This window comes from Nocardia sp. NPDC020380, from assembly GCF_044386975.1.
Lineage (GTDB): Bacteria > Actinomycetota > Actinomycetes > Mycobacteriales > Mycobacteriaceae > Nocardia.
Genome location: NZ_JBIRVQ010000006.1, coordinates 338,467 through 351,765 on the forward strand (window position 1 = coordinate 338,467; position 13,299 = coordinate 351,765).

Annotated in this window: 13 protein-coding genes; 12 read left to right on the forward strand and 1 reads right to left on the reverse strand. The window is 67.4% G+C overall.

Annotated features, from left to right (window positions below; translation table 11 throughout):
• Positions 1-89 precede the first annotated feature (89 nt).
• A complete protein-coding gene (locus ACH438_RS18245; protein WP_397006566.1) occupies positions 90-4,181 on the reverse strand; it encodes an AAA family ATPase in 4,092 nt (1,363 codons plus the stop codon).
• Between the two features lie 319 nt (positions 4,182-4,500).
• On the opposite strand from ACH438_RS18245, the gene infA reads away from it, so the two are divergent.
• The 12 genes from infA to ACH438_RS18305 all read left to right on the forward strand — a co-directional run bounded on the left by infA (position 4,501) and on the right by ACH438_RS18305 (position 13,256).
• Positions 4,501-4,722, forward strand: a complete 222-nt coding sequence (gene infA / locus ACH438_RS18250) for a translation initiation factor IF-1 (protein ID WP_040804562.1) — start codon at positions 4,501-4,503, stop codon at positions 4,720-4,722.
• Between the two features lie 132 nt (positions 4,723-4,854).
• Positions 4,855-4,968 carry a 50S ribosomal protein L36 gene (rpmJ, locus tag ACH438_RS18255; RefSeq protein ID WP_033085975.1) on the forward strand — a complete coding sequence of 38 codons (114 nt, stop codon included), beginning with the start codon at positions 4,855-4,857 and terminating at the stop codon, positions 4,966-4,968.
• A 236-nt stretch (positions 4,969-5,204) separates the two neighbouring features.
• Positions 5,205-5,576 carry a 30S ribosomal protein S13 gene (rpsM, locus tag ACH438_RS18260; protein WP_397006569.1) on the forward strand — a complete coding sequence of 124 codons (372 nt, stop codon included), beginning with the start codon at positions 5,205-5,207 and terminating at the stop codon, positions 5,574-5,576.
• Between the two features lie 9 nt (positions 5,577-5,585).
• A complete protein-coding gene (gene rpsK / locus ACH438_RS18265) occupies positions 5,586-5,999 on the forward strand; it encodes a 30S ribosomal protein S11 (protein ID WP_397006571.1) in 414 nt (137 codons plus the stop codon).
• 21 nt (positions 6,000-6,020) lie between these two features.
• On the forward strand, positions 6,021-6,626 hold the full coding sequence (gene rpsD, locus ACH438_RS18270) for a 30S ribosomal protein S4 (protein WP_397006573.1): 606 nt from the start codon (positions 6,021-6,023) through the stop codon (positions 6,624-6,626).
• 132 nt (positions 6,627-6,758) lie between these two features.
• On the forward strand, positions 6,759-7,817 hold the full coding sequence (locus ACH438_RS18275; RefSeq protein WP_029923719.1) for a DNA-directed RNA polymerase subunit alpha: 1,059 nt from the start codon (positions 6,759-6,761) through the stop codon (positions 7,815-7,817).
• 52 nt (positions 7,818-7,869) lie between these two features.
• Positions 7,870-8,382: a 50S ribosomal protein L17 gene (rplQ, locus tag ACH438_RS18280; RefSeq protein WP_397006575.1), complete on the forward strand. Its 513-nt coding sequence runs from the start codon at positions 7,870-7,872 to the stop codon at positions 8,380-8,382.
• Between the two features lie 124 nt (positions 8,383-8,506).
• On the forward strand, positions 8,507-9,361 hold the full coding sequence (truA, locus tag ACH438_RS18285) for a tRNA pseudouridine(38-40) synthase TruA (protein ID WP_397007129.1): 855 nt from the start codon (positions 8,507-8,509) through the stop codon (positions 9,359-9,361).
• Positions 9,362-9,406: 45 nt separating this feature from the next.
• A complete protein-coding gene (locus ACH438_RS18290; RefSeq protein WP_397006577.1) occupies positions 9,407-9,724 on the forward strand; it encodes a hypothetical protein in 318 nt (105 codons plus the stop codon).
• Between the two features lie 158 nt (positions 9,725-9,882).
• Positions 9,883-10,740 (forward strand): hypothetical protein, encoded by an 858-nt coding sequence (locus ACH438_RS18295; protein WP_397006579.1) that lies wholly within the window; start codon positions 9,883-9,885, stop codon positions 10,738-10,740.
• A gap of 315 nt (positions 10,741-11,055) precedes the next feature.
• The gene (locus ACH438_RS18300; RefSeq protein ID WP_397006581.1) at positions 11,056-11,979 is read left to right on the forward strand and encodes a helix-turn-helix domain-containing protein; all 924 of its coding nucleotides are present in this window, start codon (positions 11,056-11,058) and stop codon (positions 11,977-11,979) included.
• Positions 11,980-12,275: 296 nt separating this feature from the next.
• Positions 12,276-13,256 carry an AraC family transcriptional regulator gene (locus ACH438_RS18305; RefSeq protein WP_397006583.1) on the forward strand — a complete coding sequence of 327 codons (981 nt, stop codon included), beginning with the start codon at positions 12,276-12,278 and terminating at the stop codon, positions 13,254-13,256.
• The last annotated feature ends 43 nt before the right edge of the window (positions 13,257-13,299 follow it).

Here is a 13,299-nt window from a genome sequence, read left to right on the forward strand (position 1 = left end):
CCCTTTCCGAGCCAAGAACCTAACACCGCCCCGGCCGGAGGACCATTCGATCGGAAGAGCTCGTGCAGAACAGCGACTCCGCCGGCACCCTAGCCGCGGTGCCGGCGGTGGTCGGTGGCGAAATCATCGGCGACCGTCGCCGCCAGTTCCACATAAGAGCGCTTGGTCTGTTTATGCAGCCGGTGCAGATCGATTTCCGCGCCCTCACCCAGATGCGGGTCGTACGGGATGATGTGCACGGCCCGGCACCGCGACAGGAAGTAATCCCGGAGCTGATTGATACCCACATTCGGCGCACCCGGCCGCGGCAGGTTGATCACCACCACCGCATTCCGCACCAGATGATCGTGACCGTGCAGCGACAACCAGTCCAGCGTGGCCGCCGCACTACGCGCGCCATCGATGGCCGACGACGAAATCAGCACCAGCGAATGCGCCAGATCCAGCACACCCGCCATCGCCGAATGCATCAGTCCCGTACCGCAATCGGTCAGAATGATGTTGTAGAAGCGCTGCAGGATCCGCGCGACCGCACGGTACTCCTCCTCGCTGAACGCCTCCGACGCCGCCGGATCCCGCTCACTCGCAAGAATTTCCAGACGGCTCGTGCCCTGCGAGGTATGCCGGCGCACATCCGAATAACGCTGAATATGCTCGTCCAGCAACAGATCCCGCACCGTAGAACGCGTCTGCAGACTGACTCGCTGCGACAAGGTACCGAAGTCCGGATTCGCATCCACCGCGATCACCCGGTCACCCCGGATGGACGAGAAGATCGACCCCAGACCCATGGTCGTGGTCGTCTTCCCCACACCACCCTTCAGCGACAACACCGCAATCCGGTAATCACCCCGAACCGGCTGCCGAATCCGAGCCACCAACTCCTGCAGCCGCCGCTCCTCCGCGGACATCCCCGGATTGATCGACCCACCCGACATGTGATGCACGGCCCGCCGCCACCCCGACCCCGCCGGCGCCTTCTTCGCCCGCCGCAACGGCACATCATCCAACGACGGCCCCGGCATCCCCGGCGCCCCATGAGCTCCCGGCTGCCCCGGCACATACCCACCGGGCTGCCCCTGCGCATAACCACCTTGCGCTCCGGGCCCGTACCCGCCCGACTGACCCTGCGCGTACCCGCCCGACTGCCCCTGCGCGTACCCGCCCGGATATCCCTGCCCGTATCCACCGGGCTGCCCCGGCGCAGGCGCTCCACCACCCGGCTGCTCCGACCCGGGCGCATAACCCTCCGGCCGACCCGGTGCCTGCGCGTAACTATCCGACTGTCCCGGCGCAGGCGCATAGCCTTCAGGATGGCCAGGCACGGGCGCATAACCACCGGCCTGTCCCGGGGCGGGTGCATAGCCCTCCAGCTGGCCTGGTGCGGGCGCATAACCATCAGGCTGTCCCGCCGCGGGCGCGTACCCGTCCGGCTGTCCCGGTGTGGACGCGAAGCTATCCGGCTGCCCCGGTGCGTATCCGTAGTTCGGTTGTCCGGGGGCGTAGCCGCCCGGCTGTGCGGAGTGCGGTCCGTATCCGCCGGACTGCGGCTGCCCGGGAGCCGGTGCGTAACCGGACGGGTCGCTCGTGGGGCGCGGATCTGCCTGCGGCCCATCCGCGGCCGGCATGGGCGCCGTCATCGGAAGGCCGAGAACCGTCTCATCGGTCGGGCGTGACTGCGGTGCGGGCGGCACGCCGGGCTGAGCGGGCGCATTCCAATCGGGTTGCGAGACAGGACCGCCCGGCTGGGCGAATCCGCCCGAGGGTGGCTGCCCCGGCACACCGTACGACTGGCCGGGCCAGGGCTGAGACCCCGGCTGCGAGCCGGGGAAGCCGGCACCCGCACCTGCCGTGCCGGGCGCCTGCGGCGCACCGGCACTGCTCGGCATATCGGTCACCGTCAGATCCGACGGAAGCGAACGCCGCACACCATCATTCGCGCCGTCCGGTCCGAACGCTTGCGGATTCGCCTGCCCCGGAGCTTGACCCACCGGGGGATAAGGCGGCTGCGCGAACTGCGGAGTACCCGGCAGCGGACCCGCCTGCTGCGGCAGAGCACCCCCGCGCGGCCCATACCCATTGAGCCCGGAACCCTGATGCGGCGCACCGGAAGCCGAAGGATCGGGCCGCAGCTGCGGCGCCGACGGCAGCGGAGCATCCAGCGCCCGATGCCGCCCCCGCGCCGAATCCTCGCCCGGCAGCAGTTCGCCAGCCTGCGCATCCGCACCGGCAGAATCATCCGACCCGGCCGTACCCGACCCGGCCGTACCCGACCCGGCCGTACCCGACCCGGCCGTACCCGACCCGGCCGTACCCGACCCGGCCGTACCCGACCCGGCCGCACCGGACCCGGCCGTACCCGACCCGGCCGCACCGGACCCGGCCGTGTTGTTCTGCCCGCCTGCGTTGCTCGGCCCGGCTGTATTGCCCAGCCCGGCCGCGTCGTACGGTCCAGCCGCGTTGCCGGGCTCAGTCGCATTGCGGGACCCGGTGGCGTTGCCAGAGCCGGCTGCGCCGACCGACTCAGCAGCGCTATTGCCGTGTCCGGAGGCGGGGCCAAGCAACGATCCGGCGGAGGAGGAAGTCTCGGGGGCGAGCGGGTCGACTGCCTTCAGCGGGCCGCTCTGGGTGAGGGCGTCGAGCAGTGCGTTCGCCGTGGCGAGCGGATCTGCATCGGTGAAAGCGCGGCTCGCGGGGATCTCCGGTGGCGTGAACGGCGGCGTCTCGCGGGGTGCGGACGGCACGGCACCGGCGGCCGCTCCTCCGGAGAGGTCGGGGCTCGCCGATTCGTGGGTGGGAGAACCCTTTTCAGCGGCTGCCAGCTCGGACGGTGAAGGTGGGAGCGGCATCCGAGTCGTCAGATCGGACACCCCTGGGCCGGCATTGCCCGGCAACGCCGGACCCGCGCCCGGCATGGCCGCTCCGGCCGGGTTCGGCCGCATATGGACCGTCATATCCGACGGACCGACGGATTGCGGTGCGGGCGGCAGGGTCTCGGCCCTGGTCTCCGATGTATCGGCAGGCGAAGGCGCCCCGCGCCCGACCGCCGGAGATGGCGGCAGCGCGGGCGGAGTGAAGCCCGGGCTGCCCTGCTGCGGCAAATGCCCCTGGCTACCTTCGGCCGGCGGCGCATCGAACCGCGGCCCGCCTGCCTGCCGGGCCGGAGGGACCTGCGCGCCTTCCGGTTTCGGCTGACCCGGCAGATGGAAGTGCGTCCCCGGATCCCGCTGCGGCATCTGGGGCGACTGTGGAATCGGCGGCTGCTGCCCGGCCGGGGCCTGCTGCCCCGGCGGAACCTGCTGCGCCGCCCAGCCATCGGCCCCTTGCTGCGGCATCCGGCCATCGAGACCGGGCTGCGGCAGTCGGCTACCGAGCCCCTGCTGCGGCATCCGGCCATCGAAACCGGGTTGTGGCCGTTGGCCTTCGAGGCCCGGTTGTGGCAGGCGGTTGTCGGGACCCTGCTGCGGCAGTCGGCTATCCGGATTTTGCTGGGGCAAGCTGCCTTCGTGGCCCGGTTGCGGGAGGCGGCTGTCCGGACCTTGCTGCGGCGCGGCGGGCAGAGGCGGTCGCCCGGCCAGGCCTTGTTGCGGCAGTTGACCTTCGGGACTTCGCTGCGGCGCCCCGCCGTCGAGACCTGGCTGAGGCAGTCGGCTGCCGGGACCTTGCTGTGGCAGGCGGTTGTCGGGTTCCTGCTGTGGCAGGCGGTTGTCGGGTCCCTGCTGCGAAATCGGGGTGTCGGGGCCCTGCTGGGGTGTGGTGGGACGGGGTGGGCGGCCGAGCAGGCTCTGCTTGGGCCGGGCTTCGGAGGGGGCGTCGCCGTTCCGGGGAGGGGTGGGTTCCGGCGGGGACTGCCAGCGGGAGGCGGGGGCGTTGGCGCCCTGCGGGCCGGCCGGGCCTTGGGGGGAACCGTTGGGTCCGGCGGGGCTCTGGGGGCCGGGGCCGGGGGACTGGGGGTCGGGGGTCTGCTGGGGGGTGCGGTCGGCCGCGGCTGGTTGGTCGGGGTCGTTGTCTTTGCGGGGTTTGCGCTTGCCGAAGAGGCTGCGGGGCGACTTCTTCTCGGGGATGAGGTCGTCGTGGGGCAGGTTCTCGACGGGGGCTTCGTAACCCGTGTTGGACTGGCTGACCTCGGACTCGGAGAGCCATGGCGGGAGCATGGGGAGCCCGTCGTTGTTGCGGCTCACGTCTACCCCCGACTGCTCGATCGATCTTGCAGGACAAGGCCGTAGTTTAGCGATTCCCGGCAAGTGCGTGCCCGGCAAGTTGGAGGCCGCCCGGCCGGAGTGTTCCGTCCCACGTCAGAGGGCCCGTATTTGGCCGCATCTGGGGAAACGGGTAAGCTTGGTCGGCGGTGCACCTACATAGTGGTTGTGGCATGTCCTCATGTCACCGCAGCTGAGTATCGCACCGGGTCGACTGGAGTGCACGACTAACTGCAGGTGACCGAGAAGCCGTAATGAGCATGAACCAACCAGGTTCAGCCTAACCGGGATCGCGGAGGATATGGCGAAGAAGGAAGGGGCCATCGAGGTCGAGGGCCGGGTTATCGAACCATTGCCCAACGCGATGTTCCGGATCGAGCTGGAGAATGGCCACAAGGTTCTCGCTCACATCAGCGGCAAGATGCGGCAGCACTACATCCGCATCCTGCCCGAGGACCGTGTCGTCGTGGAGCTGTCGCCTTACGACTTGACGCGCGGCCGTATCGTCTACCGCTACAAGTAGGCCCGACGGGGTGAAACCCCAAGGGCGCCAAAGATTTCCGGGGCTACGCGCCCCGGGTTTCCCCGGCCATTTCCGGTCGGGGAAAAACTGTGTTCACGGCCAGTGAACACCACAACCCAGATTGGATCTGACGTGAAGGTTCAGCCGTCCGTCAAGCCGATCTGCGAGAAGTGCAAGGTGATCCGCCGTCACGGTCGGGTCATGGTGATCTGCGAGAACCTGCGCCACAAGCAGCGCCAGGGCTGATCTCGGCCTCGTGCCGGGTTCGGATCCCGGCCTCGTGCCGGGCTCGACGCTCACCAGCCAAGCACCGAACGCGGTTCGGATTGGCTAGCAACAAGAAGAAACTCCCAGCGCCAGTCGCCGTCGCCGAGCCCCGCACGGGGCGGATGGCGGCTCACCCCCGGTTACGGAGGCCGGGGCCCCAATTACGCGGGGACGGACAGGGAGCAGACCTCCGCAACAGTTAAGGAATGCCAACCATGGCACGTCTGATGGGCGTCGACCTCCCGCGCGAAAAGCGCATGGAGATCGCGCTGACCTACATCTTCGGCATCGGCAAGACCCGCGCCAAGGAGATCCTGGTGGAGACCGGCGTCAGCCCGGACCTCCGCTCGAAGGACCTCTCCGACGACGACCTGACCAAGCTTCGCGATTACATCGAGGCTTCGGACATGAAGGTCGAGGGTGACCTGCGCCGCGAGGTGCAGGCCGACATTCGTCGCAAGATCGAGATCGGCTGCTACCAGGGTCTGCGCCACCGGCGCGGTCTCCCCGTGCGCGGCCAGCGGACGAAGACCAACGCCCGCACGCGTAAGGGTCCGAAGAAGACCGTCGCCGGCAAGAAGAAGTAGGGATAGCGCATGCCTCCGAAGAGCCGGGCCGCTGGCCCGAAGAAGACACAGAAGGCCCGTCGCCGGGATAAGAAGAACATCCCGCACGGCCACGCACACATCAAGAGCACGTTCAACAACACGATCGTGTCCATCACCGACCCGGAAGGCAACGTCATCTCCTGGGCGTCCTCGGGTCACGTCGGCTTCAAGGGTTCGCGTAAGTCGACCCCGTTCGCCGCGCAGCTCGCCGCCGAGAACGCTGCCCGCAAGGCGCAGGAGAACGGCGTCAAGAAGGTCGATGTCTTCGTGAAGGGCCCGGGTTCGGGCCGCGAGACCGCGATCCGTTCGCTGCAGGCCGCCGGCCTGGAAGTGGGCTCGATCTCTGATGTCACCCCGCAGCCGCACAACGGCTGCCGTCCGCCCAAGCGGCGTCGCGTCTAGCGGGAAAGGATTTAGCGAAAAATGGCTCGTTATACAGGCCCCATCACCCGCAAGTCGCGTCGTCTGCGTGTCGACCTCGTCGGAGGCGACCAGGCGTTCGAACGTCGTCCTTACCCGCCCGGCCAGCACGGCCGCGCGCGGATCAAGGAATCCGAGTACCTGATGCAGCTCCAGGAGAAGCAGAAGGCTCGCTTCTCCTACGGCGTCATGGAGAAGCAGTTCCGCCGCTACTACGAAGAGGCGAACCGCCAGAAGGGCAAGACCGGCGACAACATGCTGCGTCTGCTGGAGACCCGTCTGGATAACGTCGTGTACCGCGCCGGTCTGGCCCGGACCCGTCGTCAGGCTCGTCAGCTCGTGTCGCACGGCCACTTCGTCGTCAACGGCGTGAAGGTCGACGTCCCCAGCTACCGCGTGGCGCAGTGGGACATCATCGACGTCAAGGACAAGTCGCTTCCGACGCTGCCGTTCCAGGTCGCTCGTGAGACCGTCGGCGACCGTCCCGTCCCGGGCTGGCTCCAGGTTGTTCCGGGCCGTCTGCGGATCCTGGTTCACCAGCTGCCCGAGCGCGCTCAGATCGATGTTCCGATCAACGAGCAGCTCATCGTCGAGTACTACTCCAAGTAGCTCGAACCTATAGGTGCGCTGGCGCACCGCTGGTGGGAGAAGGCTTTTACTTGCCTCCGGGCCGAAAAGTCTTCTCCCGCAATCCAAGTCGTGAGCGTCAAATGGTGGGCGCTCTTGAAGGAGGAATAGTCCATGCTGATTTCACAGCGACCGACGCTGACCGAAGAGGTCGTGTCCGAGAACCGGTCGCGGTTCACCATCGAACCGCTGGAGCCGGGTTTCGGTTACACCCTCGGCAACTCGCTGCGGCGCACCCTGCTCTCGAGCATCCCGGGTGCCGCTGTCACGAGCATCCGCATCGACGGCGTGCTGCACGAGTTCACCACGGTTCCCGGCGTGAAGGAAGATGTCACCGACATCATCCTGAACCTCAAGGGCCTGGTCGTGTCGTCCGAAGAGGACGAGCCGGTCACCATGTACGTGCGCAAGCAGGGCCCGGGCACCGTCACCGCCGGTGACATCGTCCCCCCGGCGGGCGTGACCGTGCACAACCCGGACATGCACATCGCCACCCTGAACGACAAGGGCAAGCTGGAGATCGAGCTCGTGGTCGAGCGCGGTCGCGGTTACGTCCCGGCCGTTCAGAACAAGGCGTCGGGTGCGGAAATCGGCCGGATCCCGGTGGACTCGATCTACTCGCCGGTTCTGAAGGTGACCTACAAGGTCGAGGCCACCCGTGTCGAGCAGCGCACCGACTTCGACCGGCTCATCCTGGATGTCGAGACCAAGAACTCGATCTCCGCGCGGGATGCGCTGGCGTCGGCGGGCAAGACCCTGGTCGAACTGTTCGGTCTCGCGCGCGAGCTGAACGTCGAGGCCGAGGGCATCGAGATCGGCCCGAGCCCGGCCGAGGCGGACCACATCGCCTCGTTCGGCCTGCCGATCGAGGACCTGGATCTCACCGTTCGGTCGTACAACTGCCTCAAGCGTGAGGGTGTGCACACCGTCGGCGAGCTGGTCGCCCGCACCGAGTCGGATCTGCTGGACATCCGGAACTTCGGCCAGAAGTCCATCGACGAGGTCAAGGTCAAGCTGCACTCGCTCGGCCTGTCCCTCAAGGATTCCCCGGCTTCCTTCGACCCGTCCTCCGTCGTCGGCTACGACGCGGCGAGCGGTACTTGGAGCGACAGTGGTTCGTTCAGCGACACCGACAGCGGCGAGCAGGACTACGCCGAGACCGAACAGCTTTAGGCCGTCCGGGGCGCAGACCCCGAATCGGCCTTAGACACAGGAGATTCAAACAATGCCCAAGCCCAAGAAGGGTGCCCGCTTCGGCGGGACGGCGTCGCACCAGAAGGCGATCTTCGCCAATCTGGCGACGGCGCTCTTCGAGCACGGTCGTATCACGACCACCGAGGCCAAGGCCAAGGCGCTGCGCCCCTACGCCGAGAAGCTCGTCACCAAGGCGAAGGCCGGCTCCCTTGCCGACCGTCGCGAGGTCATGAAGGTGATCCGCTCCAAGGACGTCGTGCACGCCCTGTTCGCGGAGATCGGTCCCTCGTTCGAGGGTCGTGAGGGTGGCTACACCCGCATCATCAAGACCGTCCCCCGCAAGGGTGACAACGCTCCGATGGCGATCATCGAGCTGGTCCGTGAGAAGACCGTGACCAACGAGGCCGATCGGGCCCGTCGCGTCGCGGCTTCGCAGAAGGCCACCGAGGCTCCGGCCGAGGCCAAGGTCGAGGATGCCCCCGCGGCCGCCGAGACCGAGGTCCTCGCCGACGCCCCGGCCGCCGAGGACAAGAAGGAAGACTGAGTCTTCCATCCGGACTCTTGTGGGGTCTCAGGGGCGAGCCCCTGAAACCCCGAAGAGTAGGGAAGCCATGAGTTAGCCCGCCGTCCCCTCCGGGTCGGCGGGCTTTCTCCATGTTAACCAGGAGATCGCTGTGACCGTGGAGGATCAGGAGCCGGAAGCGGTTTCGATTCGGGTACGACTGGACATCGGCTACGACGGCACCGATTTCACCGGCTGGGCCCGGCAGCCCGGCCTGCGCACCGTGCAGGGCGTCCTGGAGGACGCGCTGAGCAAGGTGCAGCGCGAGCCGATCCAGCTGACCGTGGCCGGGCGCACCGATGCGGGCGTGCATGCCGAAGGTCAGGTCGCGCACTTCGATACGCACACCGAAGTGGACGGGCCGAAGCTCGTGCACCGGCTGGCGCGGTTTCTCCCGAAGGACGTGCGCGTCAAGGACGTTCGGCTGGTGCCCGCGGAATTCGATGCGCGGTTCTCGGCGATCCGGCGACACTACGCGTATCACCTGACCACCGCCCCCTACGGCGCGGAACCGTTGCAGGCGCGGCACATTGTGCCGTGCCGCGATGTGGATCTGGACGCCATGCGAGAGGCGTCCCGGAACCTCTTGGGGCTGCACGATTTCGCGGCCTTCTGCCGCCGCCGTGAAGGCGCCACCACCATTCGCGAATTGCAGCGCTTCGATTGGGAGCGCGACGGCGATATTCTCACCGCTTATGTCAGCGCCGACGCCTTCTGCTGGTCCATGGTGCGCAGCCTGGTCGGCGGGGTGCTCGCGGTCGGTGAGGGCCGGCGCACGCCCGCCTGGATCGCGAGTTTGCTGGACGAGCGCCAGCGCTCCAGCTCTATTACCGTTGCGCCCGCGCACGGTCTTTCTCTGATCGCCGTCGACTATCCGGCGGATTCGGAATTGGCCGCCCGCAATGCCCAGACCCGTGAGGTGCGGACCGTTCCGGACCCCGAGGGGTGCTGCGGCGACTGATCGACCGCCCACGCCGACTGTCTGCCCGAATTCGGAGGAGCATCCGTGCACGCATTCTTCTATGCCGTTCCGGTCGTCATCTACACGATCGTCGGCGCGGCCGTGATCTCCATAACCCTGCGCCGCACCGCCGATTCCGATCCGGCCACCCGGCGCGCCGAGATCTGGCGCGCGTTCACGGTCATTCTGATTCCGGTCCTGGTGGGGCCCATCCTGATCGGCGGCATCACCGGTCGGCACCTGCTGCAATTCGTAGTCACCGAAGTGGTTCTGGCGGCCTTGGTGGTGCTCGCCGGGATCATCACGGTCCGTCGGGCCACCAGGCCGCTGACCACGCATTCCGGCGCCGAGCACGACGCGTAATCGCGCGTTCGGCGCGACGCGCCGAGGCCGTGGGGTGCGAGGTTTCGCCAGGGGGTGTGTTCCGGGAACGGGCTGGCGACACTCGATTCATGACTCAGGGGAGGCGAAGCCGCAAGCGGCACAAGCGGAACAACCGGCGCGCACGGAATGCGCGGGGGATGGAACGGCGGGGCCGGGCCGAACGGTGTGACTGCCCGGTTTGCGGGGGTTTCGATCTCGACGCCACGGTGGCCGAGATAGATCTGGCGGCAGCCGAATTCGGGGCGGCGACCGACGCATTCGATGCCGAGCTACTGGTGGCCTCGTTTCTGTCGATCGGGGTCGAGCTGAGTCCCGGGGTCGGCAGGGCCTTTGCCGAATCGCTCGTCGCGCGATTCGAGACGCGAGGGGATGCGGCCGGCCTGGGGATGTTGCGGGCATTGGGTGTGCTGACCGCGGGACCGGTCGCCCGTGCATGTGCACGGGCCGCCGATCGGCTCACGGCGCTGGGGGTATCGGCGCCGGACTGGGCCGGGGAGCTGACGGAACCCGTGGCGGCGGGGGATTTTCTGGTGCTGACCGACTCGCAGGCGCCACGGTGCCTGCTGTACGGGACATTCCGGCGGGCGGGACGGGAGCACGGCTTCCTGCTGTCGGTGGACGATCTCGATTGCGGTGCGGTGCAGGAAATCCTGCCGCTGGGCGAGGAGGAGCTGGCGGGCGCCCTCGGTATGGCGCACGAACTCTGCCCGTCGTCGTCCGAGGCTATTGCGCCGGATGATTTCCGATTGCGTGCGGTGCGGGCGCTGTATGCGCGGGCACTGCATGATGCGCAACTGGCGGCGCTCGGGCTCGAGGACGACGACTACGGCGATTCGGCGGACGGCATGCCGCCCTATGGCGCCGCGGCTTTGGTGCTACAGACACGATTGTCGGGTTTGTCTGCCTCGAAGTTGCCCATGCTGCCGCACGGGCGGCACTGCGAAATCCTCGGAAAGGTTGTCGCCCCCTTGCTCGGGTGTGTGGCCGGTTCGTAGGTGCGGGTGTCACATTCGGCTCTCGACCTGGTGTTACGTCAATTATGGTGCGGTGGAGTGGAATTCGGTCCCGCGTTCGAAGGGGCCTCGATCGCGTCGTGTTGTGCGTTCGCATGATGTCGCAAATGCGCGTGCGAATGAATGACACAGGCCGGAATGAGGATTCGCCGCGCAAGTTACGGGCAATGGCCTAATTCGGACAGTGGCTATGAAAGTTGGAAGATATGAAGGGATTTCGGATTTTCCGGGCTGCGGTGGTGCGACAATCGGGCCATGAGGGGCGGCTCTGAGCCCGCAGTGGTGGAGGTTCGGTCGATGCCGGAGGTTTCCGTACAGGAGACGTTCGAGCAGTGGGAGGCCGCGGTCGCGCAGGCCTATGTGCCGCTGGTGGTGACACCGGTGCGGCCGGGGGACTTCCAGGCGCGCATCGTGCAGTCCCGGTTCGAGGACATCGACGTATCGACCGTCACCGCTTCGGGACAGCACATCAGCAGGATTCCGCGGTTGATCCACGAACCGGATGAACCGATCCTTTTCGCGACGGTCACCACGCACGGGCACGGGTGGCTGGAGCAGGACGGCCGGGTCGGGGAGATGGCCGACGGCGGGCTCATGCTGTACGTGAGCTCGCGGCCGTTCACCGCGCACTTCGAGTCGAGTTGGGGCGTGGTGGCGGTGCAGGTGCCGCTGGCACAGGTGGTCGGCGCCTCCGGGGTGCCGGCCGACCGGATGCCCACCGCGGTGCGCTTTCCGCCGGAGGGTGCGGCCGGCATCGTGGGCCGGTTCTTCTGCGGCCTCGCGCATTTGCAGCACACCGCACCGGATCAGGCGGCGGTGCTGGCCCGGCACGGCACCGGATTGCTGGCCTCGGTGGTGCAATTGGCGGCCGGGGATCTGCCGCGCGACGAGCCCGGTCACGCGCTGACCAAGCAGCGGGCGCTCATGTACATCCAAAGGCACTATGCCGATCCGGAACTCACCGTGGACCGGGTGGCGGCGGCCTGCGCGATCTCGCGGCGCACGCTGTACCGCCTGTTCGAGAACGGCGAGGACGGGATGGCCTCGATGCTGCGGCGCATGCGGGTCGAACGCGCGCTGTCGCTCATCCGCACCGACGCCACCCGGCCGTTGCAGTCGGTCGCGCGCGCATCGGGTTTCGTGTCCGAGCGGCAGTTCTATCGGGCCTTCAAACGCGAGATGGGCATGACGCCTGGCGAATTCCGTACAACCAATGCCTGATCAGGGGTTTATGGGCCCTGACGTGAAATGGCAGTGATCTGGCACGAGGGGACAGTCACAGCGCGGCAACCGATGTGAATACTGGGTAGGAATTCGCCCCGCGCTGCCAGTCCTCGACGAAGCCGACGGGCCAGGTCCTGCGATGAGGAGGCGCCGCCCGGTCGTCGCTTCGAGCCGCCGACGACCGGGCAGGCGGACTGGTCTTGATGAATTCACCACGGAACTGGTCCGTTTCGCCGGATTCGAACCGCCCCAATCCCGGTTTGCCGTGCTCCGCCGGGTGGGATGATGCACCAGTGGGTAACGCGGCAACTGCCAGCGCCGAGGTCTGTTCGACGTCGGATGTATCTGCGCGCCAGGCCTTCGAGCAGTGGGAGTCCATCGTCGCGGATGCGGTCGTGCCGTCGTCCATCGAGCCGCTGGCCAAGGGGCATTGGCACGGCCGGATCACCAGCACCCAATTCGATCGGTCCAGCCTCACCCTGATGACCTCCAGCGCACTGCGCCTGACCCGCACCAAACGTCAGGTCGAGCAGGCCACCGGCGAATTCCTGCTGGTGAATATCGTGGTGGAGGGCGCGAACTGGACCGAACAGAACGGTCGCACGGCCGACAGCCCGGCCGGTTCCATTGCCTTCTTCGACAGCGCCCGGCCGATCGAGAGCCGCACCACCGAGAATTCCTCGTCCACGATTGTTCGCGCCCCGATGACTCTGGTACTGGAACATGCCGGCCTGATTCGCGATGAACTCCCGATTGCCACGCCGATGCCGACCACCGGTGCGCTGGGCGTGGTAGCCGGTTTCTTCCGAGGGCTGGCGGAATTGCCGTCGGACGAAACCGATAAGGCCGCAAACATTCTGGAATCGGAAATTGCCGGGATGCTCTCGTCGGCGGTGCTGCTGGCCACCGGGCAGAGTTCGCCCGCGCCCTCCGATTCGCTGTACACGCGCCAGCAGGTCCTGTCCTACCTGCGAAAACGCTATACCGATCCGGAGTTGACGGTCGACGAGGTGGCGCACGCCTGCCTCGTCTCGCGGCGCACGCTCTATCGCGTCTGCGAGGACATCGGCGGCCCGGCGGCGCTGGTGCGGCGCATGCGGGTCGAGCATGCGCGGCGGTTGTTGCGCGCCGATCCGACGCGCCCGCTTTCCGCGATTGCGGCGGCTTCCGGATTTGCTACCGACCGGCATTTCTATCGAGCATTCCGCGAGGAAACCGGTCTTACCCCCGGACAATTCCGAGTTCAATTGGACGCAGGCACGCGCGGTCGGTAGCTCGGCACGGGATGTCGCTGCACCCAGCACTCGTTCGGCGAAG

Bases quoted from the DNA above. Each gene is read 5' to 3' on its own strand.
- infA (WP_040804562.1), top strand. From the start codon at position 4,501: ATGGCGAAGAAGGAAGGGGCCATCGAGGTCGAGGGCCGGGTTATCGAA.
- rpsM (WP_397006569.1), top strand. From the start codon at position 5,205: ATGGCACGTCTGATGGGCGTCGACCTCCCGCGCGAAAAGCGCATGGAG.
- rpsK (WP_397006571.1), top strand. From the start codon at position 5,586: ATGCCTCCGAAGAGCCGGGCCGCTGGCCCGAAGAAGACACAGAAGGCC.
- rpsD (WP_397006573.1), top strand. From the start codon at position 6,021: ATGGCTCGTTATACAGGCCCCATCACCCGCAAGTCGCGTCGTCTGCGT.
- ACH438_RS18275 (WP_029923719.1), top strand. From the start codon at position 6,759: ATGCTGATTTCACAGCGACCGACGCTGACCGAAGAGGTCGTGTCCGAG.
- rplQ (WP_397006575.1), top strand. From the start codon at position 7,870: ATGCCCAAGCCCAAGAAGGGTGCCCGCTTCGGCGGGACGGCGTCGCAC.
- ACH438_RS18295 (WP_397006579.1), top strand. From the start codon at position 9,883: ATGGAACGGCGGGGCCGGGCCGAACGGTGTGACTGCCCGGTTTGCGGG.
- ACH438_RS18300 (WP_397006581.1), top strand. From the start codon at position 11,056: ATGCCGGAGGTTTCCGTACAGGAGACGTTCGAGCAGTGGGAGGCCGCG.